At 45.5% G+C, this 15007-nt stretch carries 12 protein-coding genes and 1 pseudogene; 4 read left to right on the forward strand and 9 right to left on the reverse strand.

The genetic code is table 11. The features are described from left to right. Positions 1 to 211: pseudogene (locus HUX64_RS16910) on the forward strand (IS630-like element ISCARN21 family transposase); the annotation flags it as partial. A 1201-nt stretch (positions 212 to 1412) separates the two neighbouring features. Here the strand turns inward: HUX64_RS16910 and HUX64_RS16920 are convergent. Continuing rightward, a complete protein-coding gene (locus HUX64_RS16920) occupies positions 1413 to 1997 on the reverse strand; it encodes a hypothetical protein (protein ID WP_174627388.1) in 585 nt (194 codons plus the stop codon). A 463-nt stretch (positions 1998 to 2460) separates the two neighbouring features. Here HUX64_RS16920 and HUX64_RS16925 point away from each other — a divergent pair, with 463 nt between their 5' ends. Continuing rightward, positions 2461 to 3762, forward strand: a complete 1302-nt coding sequence (locus HUX64_RS16925; RefSeq protein WP_174627389.1) for a tyrosine-type recombinase/integrase — start codon at positions 2461 to 2463, stop codon at positions 3760 to 3762. Positions 3763 to 3952: 190 nt separating this feature from the next. Here HUX64_RS16925 and HUX64_RS20550 read toward each other — a convergent pair whose 3' ends face one another. The 4 genes from HUX64_RS20550 to HUX64_RS19910 all read right to left on the reverse strand — a co-directional run bounded on the left by HUX64_RS20550 (position 3953) and on the right by HUX64_RS19910 (position 7858). Next, positions 3953 to 4123, reverse strand: coding sequence for an SOS response-associated peptidase family protein (locus tag HUX64_RS20550; protein ID WP_425484274.1), 171 nt, complete (start codon positions 4121 to 4123; stop codon positions 3953 to 3955). A gap of 272 nt (positions 4124 to 4395) precedes the next feature. Next, entirely contained in the window at positions 4396 to 5727 is a 1332-nt protein-coding gene (locus tag HUX64_RS16935) for a DNA-processing protein DprA (RefSeq protein ID WP_174627391.1), read from the reverse strand. Beyond that, positions 5727 to 6455, reverse strand: coding sequence for a ComF family protein (locus HUX64_RS19905; RefSeq protein WP_343034419.1), 729 nt, complete (start codon positions 6453 to 6455; stop codon positions 5727 to 5729). The genes HUX64_RS16935 and HUX64_RS19905 overlap by 1 nt, the downstream gene beginning before the upstream one ends. A 35-nt stretch (positions 6456 to 6490) precedes the next feature. Beyond that, entirely contained in the window at positions 6491 to 7858 is a 1368-nt protein-coding gene (locus tag HUX64_RS19910; protein WP_246247101.1) for a RecQ family ATP-dependent DNA helicase, read from the reverse strand. 611 nt (positions 7859 to 8469) lie between these two features. Here HUX64_RS19910 and HUX64_RS16945 point away from each other — a divergent pair. Next, positions 8470 to 10104 carry a site-specific DNA-methyltransferase gene (locus HUX64_RS16945; RefSeq protein ID WP_174627392.1) on the forward strand — a complete coding sequence of 545 codons (1635 nt, stop codon included), beginning with the start codon at positions 8470 to 8472 and terminating at the stop codon, positions 10102 to 10104. After that, on the forward strand, positions 10101 to 12584 hold the full coding sequence (locus tag HUX64_RS16950) for a DEAD/DEAH box helicase (RefSeq protein WP_174627393.1): 2484 nt from the start codon (positions 10101 to 10103) through the stop codon (positions 12582 to 12584). Before HUX64_RS16945 ends, HUX64_RS16950 begins: the two co-directional genes overlap by 4 nt. A 39-nt stretch (positions 12585 to 12623) precedes the next feature. On the opposite strand, the gene HUX64_RS16955 is transcribed toward HUX64_RS16950, so the two are convergent. From HUX64_RS16955 to HUX64_RS19365, 4 genes are all read right to left on the reverse strand, one after another. Next, on the reverse strand, positions 12624 to 12818 hold the full coding sequence (locus tag HUX64_RS16955; RefSeq protein WP_174627394.1) for a hypothetical protein: 195 nt from the start codon (positions 12816 to 12818) through the stop codon (positions 12624 to 12626). A gap of 50 nt (positions 12819 to 12868) precedes the next feature. After that, positions 12869 to 14020 (reverse strand): hypothetical protein, encoded by a 1152-nt coding sequence (locus HUX64_RS16960; protein WP_174627395.1) that lies wholly within the window; start codon positions 14018 to 14020, stop codon positions 12869 to 12871. 118 nt (positions 14021 to 14138) lie between these two features. After that, positions 14139 to 14450 (reverse strand): helix-turn-helix domain-containing protein, encoded by a 312-nt coding sequence (locus tag HUX64_RS16965; RefSeq protein WP_174627396.1) that lies wholly within the window; start codon positions 14448 to 14450, stop codon positions 14139 to 14141. After that, on the reverse strand, positions 14437 to 14583 hold the full coding sequence (locus HUX64_RS19365; protein WP_217426589.1) for a type II toxin-antitoxin system RelE/ParE family toxin: 147 nt from the start codon (positions 14581 to 14583) through the stop codon (positions 14437 to 14439). Before HUX64_RS19365 ends, HUX64_RS16965 begins: the two co-directional genes overlap by 14 nt. Positions 14584 to 15007: the final 424 nt, after the last annotated feature.

The raw sequence follows: 15007 nt of genomic DNA on the forward strand, positions 1-15007 counted from the left end.
AGGGCGCTTTGAATATGTGCATACGCCAAAACACGGCTCTTGGCTCAATCTGATCGAGTGCGCATTCTCTAAAATGGCTAGAACTTTCTGGCGGCACATTCGAGTGGAATCTGTCGATGAACTGAAAGCGCGAATCCTAAAAGGGATCGGCGAGTTTAATGCGTCACCTGTCCTATTCCGCTGGAATAAATTCGACCTTGGGGTGGCTTAATGTGTAATTGTTTTATTGGAACTCACTACTAGGTCGCGCATAAAAACCTGAATAATTTCTGGGAAAAATGACCTGCTTCAGTAATCACAGATTGAATTTAATGGGTTCAAAGGCTAGTTACCTGCAGAGTCTAAATACTTTTAAATTGTCAAGGCGAAGATAGAATCAAAAGCGTTATATTTTACTGAAAATCAGAAGATATTTCTAAAACGTGGAACTATGTATTCAAGAAAGCACCAGAGATTTTCCTATATTCAGCCGCTTTGCGGCTACGGCTAATAAATGCTGCTGCTCGATTAATTGACCGACAGTGGCCCGAGATTTTTCATACGGTCATGCCGCTGACTTACACAGGAGCGTTTTCAGCGGGGCAAAAATCATACGATAGCTTGAGAGACGGGCTATAGAGGGGCAAGTTCTTAATCGTAGGCTCGCTCTTTTAATAATGTCCTAAGCCAGCGCCGATTTATATGCTGCAAGTTGCCCCAACTAAGCAGTTCGTTCAGCTTCAAAGCAAGTCCTAGGGGCTGTTCTCATTTTAGCCAAATTACGATGCCGACAAGGCTCAGCAGCGTCATATAATTGACTACTAGCCTTTTGTAACGTGTAGAGACGCGACGGTAGGCTTTCAGTTTTTGGAGCAACCGCTCCAGGAGGTTACGTTTTTTGTAGATGTCTTGGTCATACTTTCTGGGCATTTTGCGGTTACTTTAGGGCGGGATAATCCCGGTGGCCCCGTTGCCGTTGATTGCAGGCATAAACGCATCGGAATCATAGCATAGCCCTTGTCCGCAGGACAAAGCCGGCATGAAAACCTTGGATTAGGACTTCCGCTTGGATGCATAAGGACACCTGCCCCCCGTCAGTAACAGCCGGACCGGATTGCCAAACGTATCAATTGCTGCCTGTATCTGGATGCTCAAGCTACCCCGCCACTTGCCTATCGTCTCTTCCGGTTGCTGCATCCTGTCATTTTTGATCAGAGGTTTTGCTAGGGCGGCATTATATAAAGGGCGTCAGCATATTGAAGCGTCTGCGGTAACGGCCATGCTTTTCCTCCATGTACAAGGTTACATTCTGGCACGGCAAGCCTCGGCATCAGCGCAGAGGGGCTTGCAAAATTAAGGGTCTGAGGCATTCGCCTTGAGCGGGCTCTGATTCAGGTTGCGCAATCTTAAGCTGTTGCGGGGAAGGGCGGAACTTATGGACAGCTTAACGGAAATTTTTTTCTGATCAAGGCTTTTTGACGGTTGTTCGAGCCAGTATGGAAAAGCCATCTTTTAATGAATGGGGCGATACCGCGCCAGCGCCTTGTGGCGTGGAACCGGATCCGTTCAAGGCAAGCTCTTTGGCGGCTACCAATGCTCCCGGCTAGAACCGTATGTAGCCGCCATCCATCGCCCCTTAGATCACCATCGGAGCCGTTAAGCCGCGATGGTGCAAGGCGACCACGAACGCCCGCTCGGCCGCTGTCAGTGTTTTTGAAGGTCAGACCGAGGCGCTGCAGGCGATCCCAGAGCGCGGACTGGTGGACGTTCACCCCCAGCTTCTCCCCTAGCTCTGCCAGCGTGGTATCGGGCTTCGTGAACAACATGGGGCGCCGCGTTTTATCAGGCGCCCGAGCGAGTCGAAACTGGTGTCCGCCGCCGTGAGGGTTGGGTTCCAGCGTGCCGCGCTCACGTCGCTGCTGTTGCAACTTCTCGAAGAACGAGGTGCTTGCGGCGAAGCGCTTCGCCACTTCGACAAGGGTCTGGCCTTGACGCAGGAGTCTATCACTCGCTTGCATAAATCCATCGAATAGGCTTTAAGCATCAGGACTTCATTCTTTAGCGAAAAACCTTCGCCGAATTCAGACAGTGGAAGTTTTCGTAAAGACAAGCTGAAAATGCTCTAGCAAATTAGAATAACAATATAAAATTGTTATCCCAAAACCGCTAATCCTGCATTTTTGAACTTAGGCGTTAATATAACTCATTGATTCAATTGGTCGGGACGAAAGGATTTGAACCTTCTATCCCTTGCACCCCATATAGGTAAATTGTTGTTTTTCCCCGTCCAATACAATTTTAAATATTAAAATATTCTTTACCAATACAGTCGTTTATTGCTTACTACTGTCCAAAGTGATACTATAAATTTCATTAAAATTCAGTTTTAAAGTGTACCCGTATGAGTCCCCGAAAAATCGAGCTAACGTCTTGATTTTTTCAAATCCTTTTACTTAATCTAATGTCCAAGGGAGTTGAAAGATGGCCATCAACAAAATAAAACCACTGGCATTTAAGCACCTGAAACCCACTGACAAAGAACAGAACATAAACGATGGTGGTGGCTTATATGTTCGTGTTCGCCCTATTGCCGATGGTGGCGGTATATTTTTTCGCTTTCGCTTTCGCTTTGACGGCAAGCAACAATGGCTAAGCTTAAAGGCGAGCGACTTGGTAGAAGCGAGAAAAGACCGAGATACTTACACGCAAATGTTAAAAGACGGTATCGACCCGAACCTTGAGGCAAAACTCCAAAAAGAGCGCGTTCGGCAACATCAGCTTGATGAACAGGAAGCTTTAACCAAACTTGAAGCTCGGGTGACTGTTCGAGGCTTATTTGTCCGGTGGCGCGATACCGAATTAACTAATCGCAAGGATGTTAAGGAGGTGTCGAGAATGTTTGAAAAGGATGTTTTGCCAGTATTGGGAATTTTGTTTGTTGAGGATGTACGTAAAGGCCATATTACCCAAGTAATAGATGCATTATTGACACGCGGCGTAAAGCGCATGGCGAAAATGATACTTGCCCTAATGCGGCAGATGTTTCGATTTGCCGTTGATCGTGGCATTATCGAATTTGACCCGACCGCAAGCATCCGTAAAGCCAAGATAGGTGGCAAAGATGTTGAGCGCGATAGAGTTTTAAGCGAGCTTGAGATCAGGGCGTTAGCGCGGCAACTGCCCAATGCAAATTTATTGAAATCCACCGAGTGCGCCGTCTGGATTGCTTTATCAACCCTTTGCCGAATAGGTGAATTATCCAAAGCCAAGTTTTCAGATGTCGACTTTCATTTGAAAACTTGGACGATTCCTGTAGCCAACAGCAAAAATGGCAAAGTCCACACGATTTATTTATCAGATTTTGCTCTGGCGCAATTCAAGCTATTAAAGCAGTTAGCCAAAAATGAAATGTGGATTTTTCCTAATCGTGGCCATTCTAGCCATGTTTGCGATAAATCCATCACCGTTCAAATTACCGGAAGACAAACCAAGACCATCCTTAGCAACCGCTCTAAAGATTCTCAAGCTTTAGTTTTAACTGGCGGTAAGTGGACACCGCATGACTTAAGACGAACAGGGGCAACAATCATGGGTAACTTGAAGATACCACCTGATGTGATTGAAAAATGCCTTAATCACACCGAGGAAAATAAAATGAAGAGAATCTATCAGCGGCAAGAATTAAAAGCAGAACAGGCTGAAGCATGGCGCGTGTTAGGAGAGCGTTTAAATCTATTGGTGAATATGGATACTTCAAATGTCGTTTTGATGCAGCAGCGGTGATTGACACAACGAACCCGCATCCGCATTTTTTCTAACCGACACTAGCAACACGGCTAATACATTCCTCGCCATTATGCTTCGGACTATTTACAAGCGTACTCACAGGCCAAGCGGTCATTTCATCGGCTGGATATTGCGTTAGCAAGCTTTGTAAGTCTTGCTTGTTGGTGTTGGCGGTATCCAGCCAAGTCTACCAAGTTTCCGGCGGTAGGATTACGGGCATCCGGTCATGGATGGAATGCATCAGTTCATTGCCCGATGTCACGATGATAGAGCATGACTCAATTTCACTGCCATCCTTGCCTTGCCAGTGCTCCCATAGTCCAGCCAAAGCCATAGACTTTTGATTTTTCAGGCTGATATATCAAGGTTGCTTAAGCTCTTGCTATTGGCGGTTTCCTGCCACTCAGTTATGTAGACAGGTCAAGGTTTTTATTGACCGAACAATTTTTATACATCTGGAATCGGTCAAAACCAGCCCATTAAAGAGAGAAAATAAACGACTGGTTAATCATCTAAAGCCGCCTGACGCAACGCAAAGGCAAGGGGAGCGCCACTCAAGGAAGCTAAACGAAGCAGCCGAACCTGATTCAAAAACCAATATTCAAAACCGCCATAATCAATACTCCCTTCTTATTTATTCTTTACCCATTGGTAGCGCACAGGGCGATTAAGCTTTTTGACCACGCCATCGTCAGTGGGACGCTTCAACCAATCATTTAGCTGTGACTTATGCAGCGCGGTACTCTCCATCAGTTCATCTAGAGTCACTGGGTTTTCAGCCAACCGGCGCAGCTCCCCCAAAAACACCTGATAAAAATCTACAGGAGAAATCGTAGATTCACCTTCCTCAAGGGATGCCGATTCGTAGTATTCATTCGGCATCGATTCCGCTGTCATATCACTAACAACTGGTATTTCCTGCACAACACCTTCATCTGCTGAACTAAATAGTTCTTGTTGTGCCACTTGTTCGTGGCTCGGACTAATAGAGAATATGTCATCCTGTGCTTCTTTCACCTGATGCGCTGTATTGTTATCAGCAGTGAACATCGAGCCAATATTGAGACTCTGTATGTCAGACTCACAATAACGTCCACCTTTGGCAACCAAGTCAGCGTTGGCAGCGTTTTTGTCATCGGTTGGTTTTACCCACAATGGAACCCATCCCTTTTTCAAGTTCTCTTCTGCCCCATTGAGAGTGCCTCCTTTTTTGCCCGAGTGAATAACCAACGAACTATCGGCGAGACAATAAATGTATTTATTCCTTGCCATCGCGTTACCCGCGCTAAATCCCGCTTCCGGGTAAAAAGACGAAACCAGCACAGTATTGCCGTCCATTAGCCCTTTTCGCCATTTGGCACTGGTTGCTGCCCTCAACAGGCTATCGGCCATCACGCCGATGACAGGCCCGCCACTTTTTACTGCCCCGAGCATGGCGGCTTCATCCACCCCACGGGCGCCGCCGGATACAATGGCTATGCCTCCGGCCGCTGCTTTGGCTCCCACCTGCTCGGTAAACGATAAATCGCTTTCGCTGGCATTTCGGGAGCCGATCACGGCAAGGCCCCCCGAATTCAACAAGGCTTTGTTACCACAACCGAACAACACGGGGGGCGAATCGGTTTTCAGGCGCTGTTTTAGTCGTCTGGGATATTCAGAGTCTGAACGCGTTACCACCCATAGACCAGCACGCTGCCACTTTTCTACCGCCAATGCCAGGCTATGACCCCGGTTTAGCAGTTGCAAAATACGCTCTACACTGATACGCGAATCGTGCCAGCCATTGAGCAGTGATCTAGGTTCAGATACCAGCAAATCCGCTGGCGTAGTGGATTTTTCTTTTAGCCACAGCGCAAAACGGCCCCACTCAACATTGGTAAGCGGTTTTGCATCGTCGCTGCTTGCCTTGCTGAAATAACTGGTTAACAGTAGTGTGGCTTGAGCGGTAGATGATAAATTCATCAGTCGTTCACCGAAGAGGAAGCAAGCGCTGCCGGATAAACGCAGCCGCTGCCTGCTTGTTGTAACAAGGCTGCGATCACCGTTAAGGTCCAGCCCGAATCCACAATATCATCGATCAACAAGACGGGACCATTAGGTATGGGCTGTTGGATAGCAAAAGCTCCGTCCAGATTGTGACATTGATGGAAGCGATTCTGCTGCCCTTTTTGTGGCAGGTTGTTTTTCACCTTGCTAACCGCATCAATGAACGGCAAACCTAACCGAACAGCCAGTCTACGAGCGAAATCCGGCACCAATTCAGGGTGATTGCGGGAGGGCACACAACAAATCCAAGCAGGAGCAGGGGTTGGTTGCCAGCGCTGCTGAATCATCTCAGCCATAGCGTCTACCAGCTCATCGCTAAAATGGCCGACATGTTTATTGTCCGCTACCGTCCTACCCCAACCCGCATCTCCCCAACGGGATAACACACGCCCTTCTTGAGCAATCAATGCTCCAAGATTTCTGGGGAAATTGTATTCTGTGAAAGTTCTTGCAGCCTCATCGTTTGATGTCGCAATTTGTTTTCTTGGCTTGATGACTTCTTCAGCATGTCGTAAAAACTGGGTAGCCTTAATACCAAGGGCTTGATCAACCTCTTTTGATAGAATAGGTTGGCCAACACAGTTCTCACATTTATCACACATTCCTTGACTACTATCGTCTAGCGCATTTCTTAGTGTTGTCATCAAGCAGCTGGCGCTATGCAGGTATTCATTAATCTCTACCCACTCTCTCTCTCACGAATCCCTGTGATTTTCCTTATATGCTCTGAATCCATCTGGTAGTGAACAGGAGTTCTGTACCAAGTCTTTCCATTTGCAAATACCGGTGATGGGCTCTCTGTCCTTAGGTATTTCAGGGCATGCTCTATCCGTCTCTGGGGCAGGTTCGCTTCTTTTTCGAGTTTCTCTAGTGATAATCCGTCCGCGTTTTCAAGAGCGGATAAGAGCCTCTCGACATCTTGTCGACTAGGAAATGCTGTTCTTCTGAAGAACTCATGTATATCGCCATCTTCTGCTCCAGACATCAGCACACCCACAGCATCGTCGATTCCTCGACCAGCGCGGCCTACCTGCTGGTAGTAGGCCACAATGGAGCCAGGAGTTTGATAGTGGATCACAAAGCTCAGGTCGGGCTTATCGTACCCCATACCCAACGCTGTAGTGGCAACCAAAACTTTTAATTCATTGGCTAATAGTTGTTCTTCAAGGAATTGGCGATAAGCATCTGAATCTTCTTTACCAACATGATTTACGAAATCTGGGTGTGTGACCCCACTGTAGTATGGAAGTGCTTTAATACCTTGTTGATTTAACCATCGAGCTACCATCTCGGCATCGCGCTGGGTTAATACATACACGATACCTGTACCCGGTAAAGTCGGAATTACTTGAGCCAACCAGGCCAGACGCGAGGCTTGGCCGGGCAATACCATGGTTTGCAACGCCAAGCTTTCCCGAATCAGGGGTCCTCGCTGGATCTGAATATCGCCCAACTGTGTTTGAATATCGGCGACGACACGATTATTAGCGGTGGCGGTGGTACCGAGCACCGGAGTATTGGATGGCAATTGGCGCAGGATATTTACGATACGCCGATAATCCGGACGGAAATCATGCCCCCAGTCCGAAATACAGTGTGCTTCATCAATCACCATTAGGGCAATGCGGTCAGCAATCGGCTGCAAGACTGTTTCGATAAAGTTATCGTTAGCCAAGCGTTCTGGCGAAATCAGTAGGCAGTCGATTACGTTAGCCAAAATACGCCGCGTCACGGCCTGCCAGTCTGCCGTGTTGGTGGAGTTCATGGTTTCTGCCACAATCCCTAAACGCTGAGCGGATTCGATCTGGTTGCGCATCAAGGCCAGCAAGGGCGAAACAATAATTGTCGGCCCCAAGCCTCTATCTCGGAAAATCTTGGTACTGATAAAGTAAACCGAGCTTTTACCCCATCCGGTTCGCTGTACCACCAATAGTTTTTGCCGTTGATTAACTAAGGCATCAATCGCCTCCCACTGGCCGTCACGGAATTCAGCGGTTGGCTTAGCGAGCGAGGTTTGTAGGAATTGTTGCGCTTTATTTCGGTTCATTATCAATCCCTTAAATTATGCACTGACAGCTTTTCGCTAAATTGCTGCCATTGAGCCAGATGAAGCAACAGACGGCAAAGGGCCGAAATCGTTAGTTGAAAATGAAAAGTTGACGATTTTTCTCTCAAAAAAATGTAAAATTAATTACATTAATATATTTCTATATAATCAATAACTTAGACAATTGTAACTGTTACAATAAATTCTTATCGGATACAGAACATAAAGGTTTATAGTATAGCCCTTATCGTACCTTGTTGGACTGTATTATGCTGCGTTACATCACACCTTTATTCAATGACCCGCTCAAGATACCCAAGATGCCTCTATTCAGCTCCAGTGTGGCCGCTGGCTAAGTTGTTGCTAGTTTGATAAACCTCGTATTACCCGCTTTTTTCTTAACCAAGGAGGCAATACAGTATTGTTTTGGTTAACCGTTTTATCCTGACAGCCTAGCTATTTTGATAAAGTTGCATACTGCTTTATTACATTAGAGCCACAAAAATAGTAATTTATTGCTATTCTTCAACAAACTCTTAGCGTTTTATACCGGAAAAAACCAGCCCAAAATCCTGAGTATCTAGGTTTAAATGGCGCACAAAAATAAGAATATGGCCGACAACTACGACGACTACAGCCGTGAAGAATTGATTCGTGAATTGCGCTTGCGTGACCGGAGGCCGCGTTTTGGCCTGGTTTGGGAACGTAAGGAGATTGAACACGAAAAGGCGGTGAACGATGATTTTGTCACCCTGGATTTTGACCCGGCCTTATCCTGCGGCGAAGCCCCTTACCGCAACCTGATTATCGAAGGCGACAATTTTGATGCCTTGCGCTACCTGCGGATGACCCATGCGGGTAAGGTGAAGTGCATTTATATTGACCCGCCTTACAATACAGGCAACCGCGATTTCATCTACAACGACCGATTTGTTGATAAAGACGATGCTTACCGCCATTCCAAATGGCTGGAATTTATGAACCGCCGCTTATTATTGGCGCGAGAATTGTTGGCAGAGGAGGGCGTGATTTTTGTTTCGATTGATGATGGGGAAGGTGCGAACTTGCGTTTGCTTATGGATAGCATATTCGGTGAAAACAACTTCTTGGCTTGTATTGCTTGGGAAAAGCGATATACAAGGAGTAATAACGCCAAGCTGTTTTATTCGTTAAAAGATTGGATAATTGTTTTCCGTACATCTCCCGCAGTTGCAACTATGAAAGAAGCAAGAACCGCAAAGGCTGATGCAAATTTTTCAAATCCTGATAACGATCCAAGTGGCGCATGGATGACATGTTCTTATGTCAATCCGGCAACTAAAGAAAAACGCCCGAATCTCGTTTACCCAATTTTTAGTCCAAAAGAAATTGAAATAAAGCATCCAACACACGCTTGGAAATACTCCATGACTGAGCATGAACGCCACAAAGCAGAAAATCGGTTATGGTGGGGTAATAATAATGATGCGATGTATCCAAGGCTAAAGCTGTACCTATCTGAAACCAAAGGGATGGTGCCTATCGATTTGTGGTCATATAAAGATTCTGGCACCACTGATGATGGCGGTAATGAAATTAAGGATATTTTTGGTGAAGCGGTTTTTGATAATCCAAAGCCAACTCAGCTAATTGAACGGATTCTCCGTATTGCTACAACCCCCGGCGACATTGTTCTGGATTTTTTCGCGGGAAGCGGCACCACTGCTCATGCCGTTATGAGGCTCAATGCCGAAGACGACGGCAATCGTCGCTTTATCTTGGTATCCTGCGCCGAAGCGACCGAAAGCGAACCCGATAAAAACTTGTGCCGGGATGTTTGTGCGGAACGGGCACGGCGTGTCTCTCTAGGCTACACCAACAAAAAAGGTGAAGCCGTTACAGGTATGGGTGGAGGTTTTGCTTATTTCCGTACCCAACGTCACCCCACAGAGACCTTATTCAACAGCATCCAACATGAAGCCATCTGGACGGCATTGCAATTAATCCATGCGGAAACCGTATCGCTGTTTGAACCCAACGCCCTAATCCAACGCTTAGAATATGGCAATACCACCGTGTTGTACCTGCCCAAAATCAACGATGCCGTACTAAACGGTATGAAATCCTTGATAGCCAAGGGATCAATCCTGGTTATTTACAGTTGGCAGCCTGGCTTATTGCGGCAACATTTTGAGGATGACCGGATTAGCTTTTTGCCCATCCCGCAATTCCTGGTTGATCGCTTTGGCAATAGGGGCATAGCATGACAAGCATTGCACCCAAAGGCTATCAGGGCGATGCGGTAAACAACGCACTTGAGATTTTCCGTTATGCGGAAAACCAGTTGCATCAGGTAGTTGATGCCGATAGCCAACGCGCCATCAGTGCCTTTAACGGCTGTGTGTTATTGGAAGCCCCTACAGGCGCGGGAAAAACCTTGATGGCTGGTCTGATTGCCGAAAGTTTTGCCCGTAACGATCACCGGGACAATGCCAAAATTATCTGGTTTTGGTTTACCCCGTTTGCCAATTTGGTTGAGCAGGCGAAAAGCGCTTTAAAACGGGATTTTAACGGTTTAAAAATCCGTGATTTGAGTTGTGAACGCAAGACGTATTCCGCCAATAGCGGCGATGTGTTTGTCACTACCTGGGCATCCGTAGCTGCCCGTAATGCGGAAACGCGCATTTTACGAAAGAGTGGCGATTTATCGTTATCGCTGGATGAATTTATCCCTGAACTGCGTGATGCGGGTTTTCGGATCGGCGTAGTGGTGGATGAAGCCCACCACAGTTTCACCAAGGCGACCGAAACGGTGAATTTTTACCGGGACGTGATGCGGCCTGAATTTACCCTGTTGATAACCGCCACGCCGGATCATGCCGATGTCGAAAAATTCAAAAGGGCGGCAGGGTTAGCGGTCATCCATCGCATTCAGGTATCGCGGCAAAATGCCGTGGATGCGGGCTTGATTAAGGAAGCGGTGAAGTCCATCGCCTATCTTGTGCCGGACGATCAAAAAGAGATTGTCGATTTGCCGACCACGGCATTGGAAGATGGCTGGCGTACCCATCAAGCCATTAAAGCGCATTTGGCTGGGGCTAACATCCGGTTAACGCCGTTGATGTTGGTGCAAGTTGGTAACTCTGGCAAAGCAGGAGAAACGGCCATTGAGGAAACCAAACAACGCCTGTTGAACCTGGGTGTATCGGAAGACGCAATCGCTTGGTACACCGCCGACGACCCAAACGATGATTTACTGGCTGTTGCACGGGATGAAAGCAAGGAAGTGTTGATTTTTAAGGTGGCGGTTGCTTTGGGTTTTGATGCGCCTCGCGCCTTTACCTTGGTGTCTTTGCGCGGGGCAAACAGCACGGATTTTGGGATTCAAGTTGTAGGACGCATATTGCGGGTGCATCCTCATTTGCAAGCGATGGCGATCAGTAAAACTTTGCCGCCGTTGTTACGGTTTGGTTATGTGTTTCTGGCCGATGCCGAGAACCAGGGCGGCTTGATAGGCGCAGGGGCGAAAATCAATGCCATCACTACAAAGATGTCCGAAATAACGCCTTATACGATGCTCGTTAAAATCGGCAATCAACCGGAAGTGCAAGTTTCTGTTAATGGGCAATTGTCTTTATTGCCGCAACCTTACGCCATTCCGTCGTGGCAACCAGCAGCCGTAGCGGAACGGCAAACTGCTACCAGTTTACTTAGCAAGCCAGGCGATAATTTTTCGCTTTGGGAGGATCTTTTGTTGCCTCAAACTAATCAATTTAATAACCAGTCAACGCCATATCCTGCGATTTTAAAAGGCAATACTCGATTTCCACTACGTGACGGCTTGCCAAATCGTTTTAAAACAGAACGCTTGCCGCTAAGTACCGATGAGTTGGAAAAATGTATCAGCGCACGGATTGATTTGAATGCAAATGTGTTGAATGCTGGTTTACGCAGAAATTTAAGGATCACGAGAACGACGATTGATAATATTTTTGGTCAAGTTGATGCAATTGTCGATAGTGTTCAGGCGCGGTTATCAAATGCTGATATAGCCAGACGCGCACAGCGTGTCCTTTTTGATGCGGAATATTTTGATCCCCTCAATCTGCAAACACGTTTGTTGGAGCGATTGCGTTCTGAATATAATGAACATAGGGGCATGGATTTAAACGATCTGGAATTAGCAAGGGCATTAAACCTGATTCTGGCAACTTATCCATCATTAATACGGAACGCTTGCCGTGAATGTGCCGCCCGTTTTAAGCTGCTTTATGATTCCGGTGAATTGCCAACTTATATTGACGCACCGGACTATATCAACCGATCCCGCCTTAACGTCTACGGTTTGATACCGCAAGACCTTAACGATAACGAACGCCGCTTTGCTGAGTTGTTAGATTCGGATACAAGCAACACGATTGCCTGGTGGCATCGTAACGAACCGCGTAAACCTTGGTCGGTTGGGATTATCATGCCGGATGCTGACCGCTATTTCCCTGATTTTATTGTTGGCATAAATAACCGTCATGCTGGCGATGGTGTTCGGTTGGTGGAAACAAAAGGCAGTCATATTATCAATTCCGATGACACGCTGGAAAAAATCAACGCTGAACATAAATCTTATGGCAAGCCGTTAATGCTAACCAGTCGGGATGATAGTCAATTCTGGATCATGCGTTATATTGATTCAACCCGAAAAATTGAACCGGATCAGGTGTTTAGGGTTGAAAATATTGGGCATTATTGACGTTAAGATATTTTGGTCTACCCTAATTCGGTTTGGTTATTAGTCATTTCCATGACCACCAGACCTGGCTTTTTCAACTGGAAAAATACTACCCGTGAAATACCCGTCGTCATTGTTTACTTCGGTTATTTTGATGGACTGCCGTTTGCTTTCAGCTTGGATTCGCGCCGAACTTTCTTGAATTGCTTGTTCTATCGTTTTATCGCCAATAAGCGATTTAATCAAATTATCCATAAACCACCTCTATTTTTAATATATTCATAAGATTTATTTTTTAATAATTATCAGTTCGCTGATGAATATTTTTGAAGTAACAACACTAATAGTATTCTAAAAGGATCGGAAATAGGTGTAAAAAGTTTTAATCCTAAATTATTCATTTCTTTTGACTTACCTCGGCCTGTTAAAATTCCCTCCCTATTACGATGAATATTTAACACACCTATCGCTGGCTGATCAGATTTTTCTTTGTTACTTAACGGTAATAGTGGGTAAGAAATAAAACTCTTAATGTCTTTACCATCACCATTTGTGAAATATTCTTTTAAATCGTTTTTAACGCTACCGCTAAAATCACACCGTTCATTACACCATTTTAGAAATTCATCCATTGAATGAAAACTTGCATAAATTTTGTGAACAAATGACCAAGGGGCACCCGGTAAGACTTTGTGTTTTGGTTGGTTACCTATACGGACTTCCGATATTACTGGAATTGGAAGTCCGATGCTGTTAATTGAATTATCGACCTGGAAATCTTTTGATTCACTTGTTGTAGAAAATTCTGGAATAAGCTCCAAAATGCCCAGATAATTCTCGATATTACTAAAACCATCAGTAAATTTCAAAATGCCTTCTATCCTCTTTTTTTCTATAGGATTATCTAAAATAATATTTTTATCCTTGTAAATCATAATATTAGCGTGATAACCAATATTTTGTGGATCGCCATCAAATGATTTCACAAGTGCAGCGAGGATTCCCATAACATACCGTACACAATGTGCAATTTCTTTTTTTGTCGCGTCTTCTTTCAACAATGCTGATTGAGAAATTACAAATGCAGATCTATATAATTCTTGAAATTTTTCTAAAAATCCCTCCGGCGGCAAGGTCAAAAGCCTAGTTACTAGTTCTTCTAATTCATCTGATTGTTTTGTTATGTCTTGGGTCGCACTGTTAGTTCTTTTCATTTGCGCCCATTGAACTCCCCAAAAAAGCAACCCAAACCCAAAAACGCAAAACCAAAAACTAGCTGAAATCAGAGTGTCAATAGATAAAACACATTTGTATTCCAGGCAAAATTTCAAAAAGGTTTGCTTTATTGTTTCTGGATAAAGAGAACCAATTACACCTATCATAACGCCAACTACAGAAGTGATCGCGCCTAAAAATGGATTGATGAGATAATTTTCTGCTAAGTCTTTAAATTTCATGATTTTGAAAATAAGTCTTAAAGTGCATCTTGATTACACCTTACTTGGCGCTTTCAGTGGCTCAGAAATGACAACACAATCAAAACATATGTGACGGGGGTTTAAGCCCCTCGCGCATTCATCTCGACTGTTCAGGGGGGGAATGATTCGCTATATCCGGCTCAAAGCTGATTTTGAGCCGTGATCCGGTCGCCTTGGCTATTTTTTCAAGGGTGCGCGTAGTAGGCATGATGTGTCCGCCCTCAAGCCGTGCCACTACGGATTGCGTGGTGTGCATCCGCTCGGCCAGTTCGCCTTGCGTCAATCCAGCCCGTGACCGCGCTTCAATAAGAGCCGCCGCAAGCGCAAACTCGTCTTCCAAGGCATCGTAAGCCTCTTGATAGGTTTTATCCTGCATCCCTTTGTTATGCAGGTCGTTAATCTTGGTCATTTTGAAGCTCTCTTGCTCGTGGCAAAGCGATTTCAATTTCTCGGCAGGGCGTTTTTTCTGTTTTCTTGATGAATACACGCACAATCACCACCCGTTTTTGTTTTGCCGTCACATACAGCGCGTGATATGCCATCTTTACCCTTCATCCGCATTTCCCATAACTGGGCTTCAATGCGCTTTATATGCGGCGCGTGGACGTTTTCAAGGCCAGCCGTCGCGATAAGTTACGCAATACGGGTTAGCCGCGCTCGCATATCGACAGGAAGGGCTTCGATTTCCTTATCCACGGTTGCATTGAGCGTTTCAACTATCCATGTCATAGTAGGAAAATTGGGTAAAAATATAGCATAAATGCTATATTAGCAATCAATTTATTCAAGCTTTGTTAGCTTATCCCGTTAGATTATTTACAGAATTATGATCTTACAAATCTAAGAAGCTGTTTGGAAATTCATCTTTTCGCCCATAAGGTATCAATTTTGATTATGAAATAAATAGTATGAGCACAAAAAACGGAAAAAACGTTACCCGAGTAATTTGAGTGAGGGGGCATGGCG

Source organism: Candidatus Methylobacter favarea, from assembly GCF_902806695.1.
GTDB classification, from domain to species: domain Bacteria; phylum Pseudomonadota; class Gammaproteobacteria; order Methylococcales; family Methylomonadaceae; genus Methylobacter_B; species Methylobacter_B favarea.

Coding starts and splice junctions, on each gene's coding strand:
- HUX64_RS16920 (WP_174627388.1), bottom strand. CDS start 1,997: ATGCAAGCGAGTGATAGACTCCTGCGTCAAGGCCAGACCCTTGTCGAA.
- HUX64_RS16925 (WP_174627389.1), top strand. CDS start 2,461: ATGGCCATCAACAAAATAAAACCACTGGCATTTAAGCACCTGAAACCC.
- HUX64_RS16935 (WP_174627391.1), bottom strand. CDS start 5,727: ATGAATTTATCATCTACCGCTCAAGCCACACTACTGTTAACCAGTTAT.
- HUX64_RS19905 (WP_343034419.1), bottom strand. CDS start 6,455: ATGACAACACTAAGAAATGCGCTAGACGATAGTAGTCAAGGAATGTGT.
- HUX64_RS19910 (WP_246247101.1), bottom strand. CDS start 7,858: ATGAACCGAAATAAAGCGCAACAATTCCTACAAACCTCGCTCGCTAAG.
- HUX64_RS16945 (WP_174627392.1), top strand. CDS start 8,470: ATGGCCGACAACTACGACGACTACAGCCGTGAAGAATTGATTCGTGAA.
- HUX64_RS16950 (WP_174627393.1), top strand. CDS start 10,101: ATGACAAGCATTGCACCCAAAGGCTATCAGGGCGATGCGGTAAACAAC.
- HUX64_RS16955 (WP_174627394.1), bottom strand. CDS start 12,818: ATGGATAATTTGATTAAATCGCTTATTGGCGATAAAACGATAGAACAA.
- HUX64_RS16960 (WP_174627395.1), bottom strand. CDS start 14,020: ATGAAATTTAAAGACTTAGCAGAAAATTATCTCATCAATCCATTTTTA.
- HUX64_RS16965 (WP_174627396.1), bottom strand. CDS start 14,450: ATGACCAAGATTAACGACCTGCATAACAAAGGGATGCAGGATAAAACC.
- HUX64_RS19365 (WP_217426589.1), bottom strand. CDS start 14,583: ATGGCATATCACGCGCTGTATGTGACGGCAAAACAAAAACGGGTGGTG.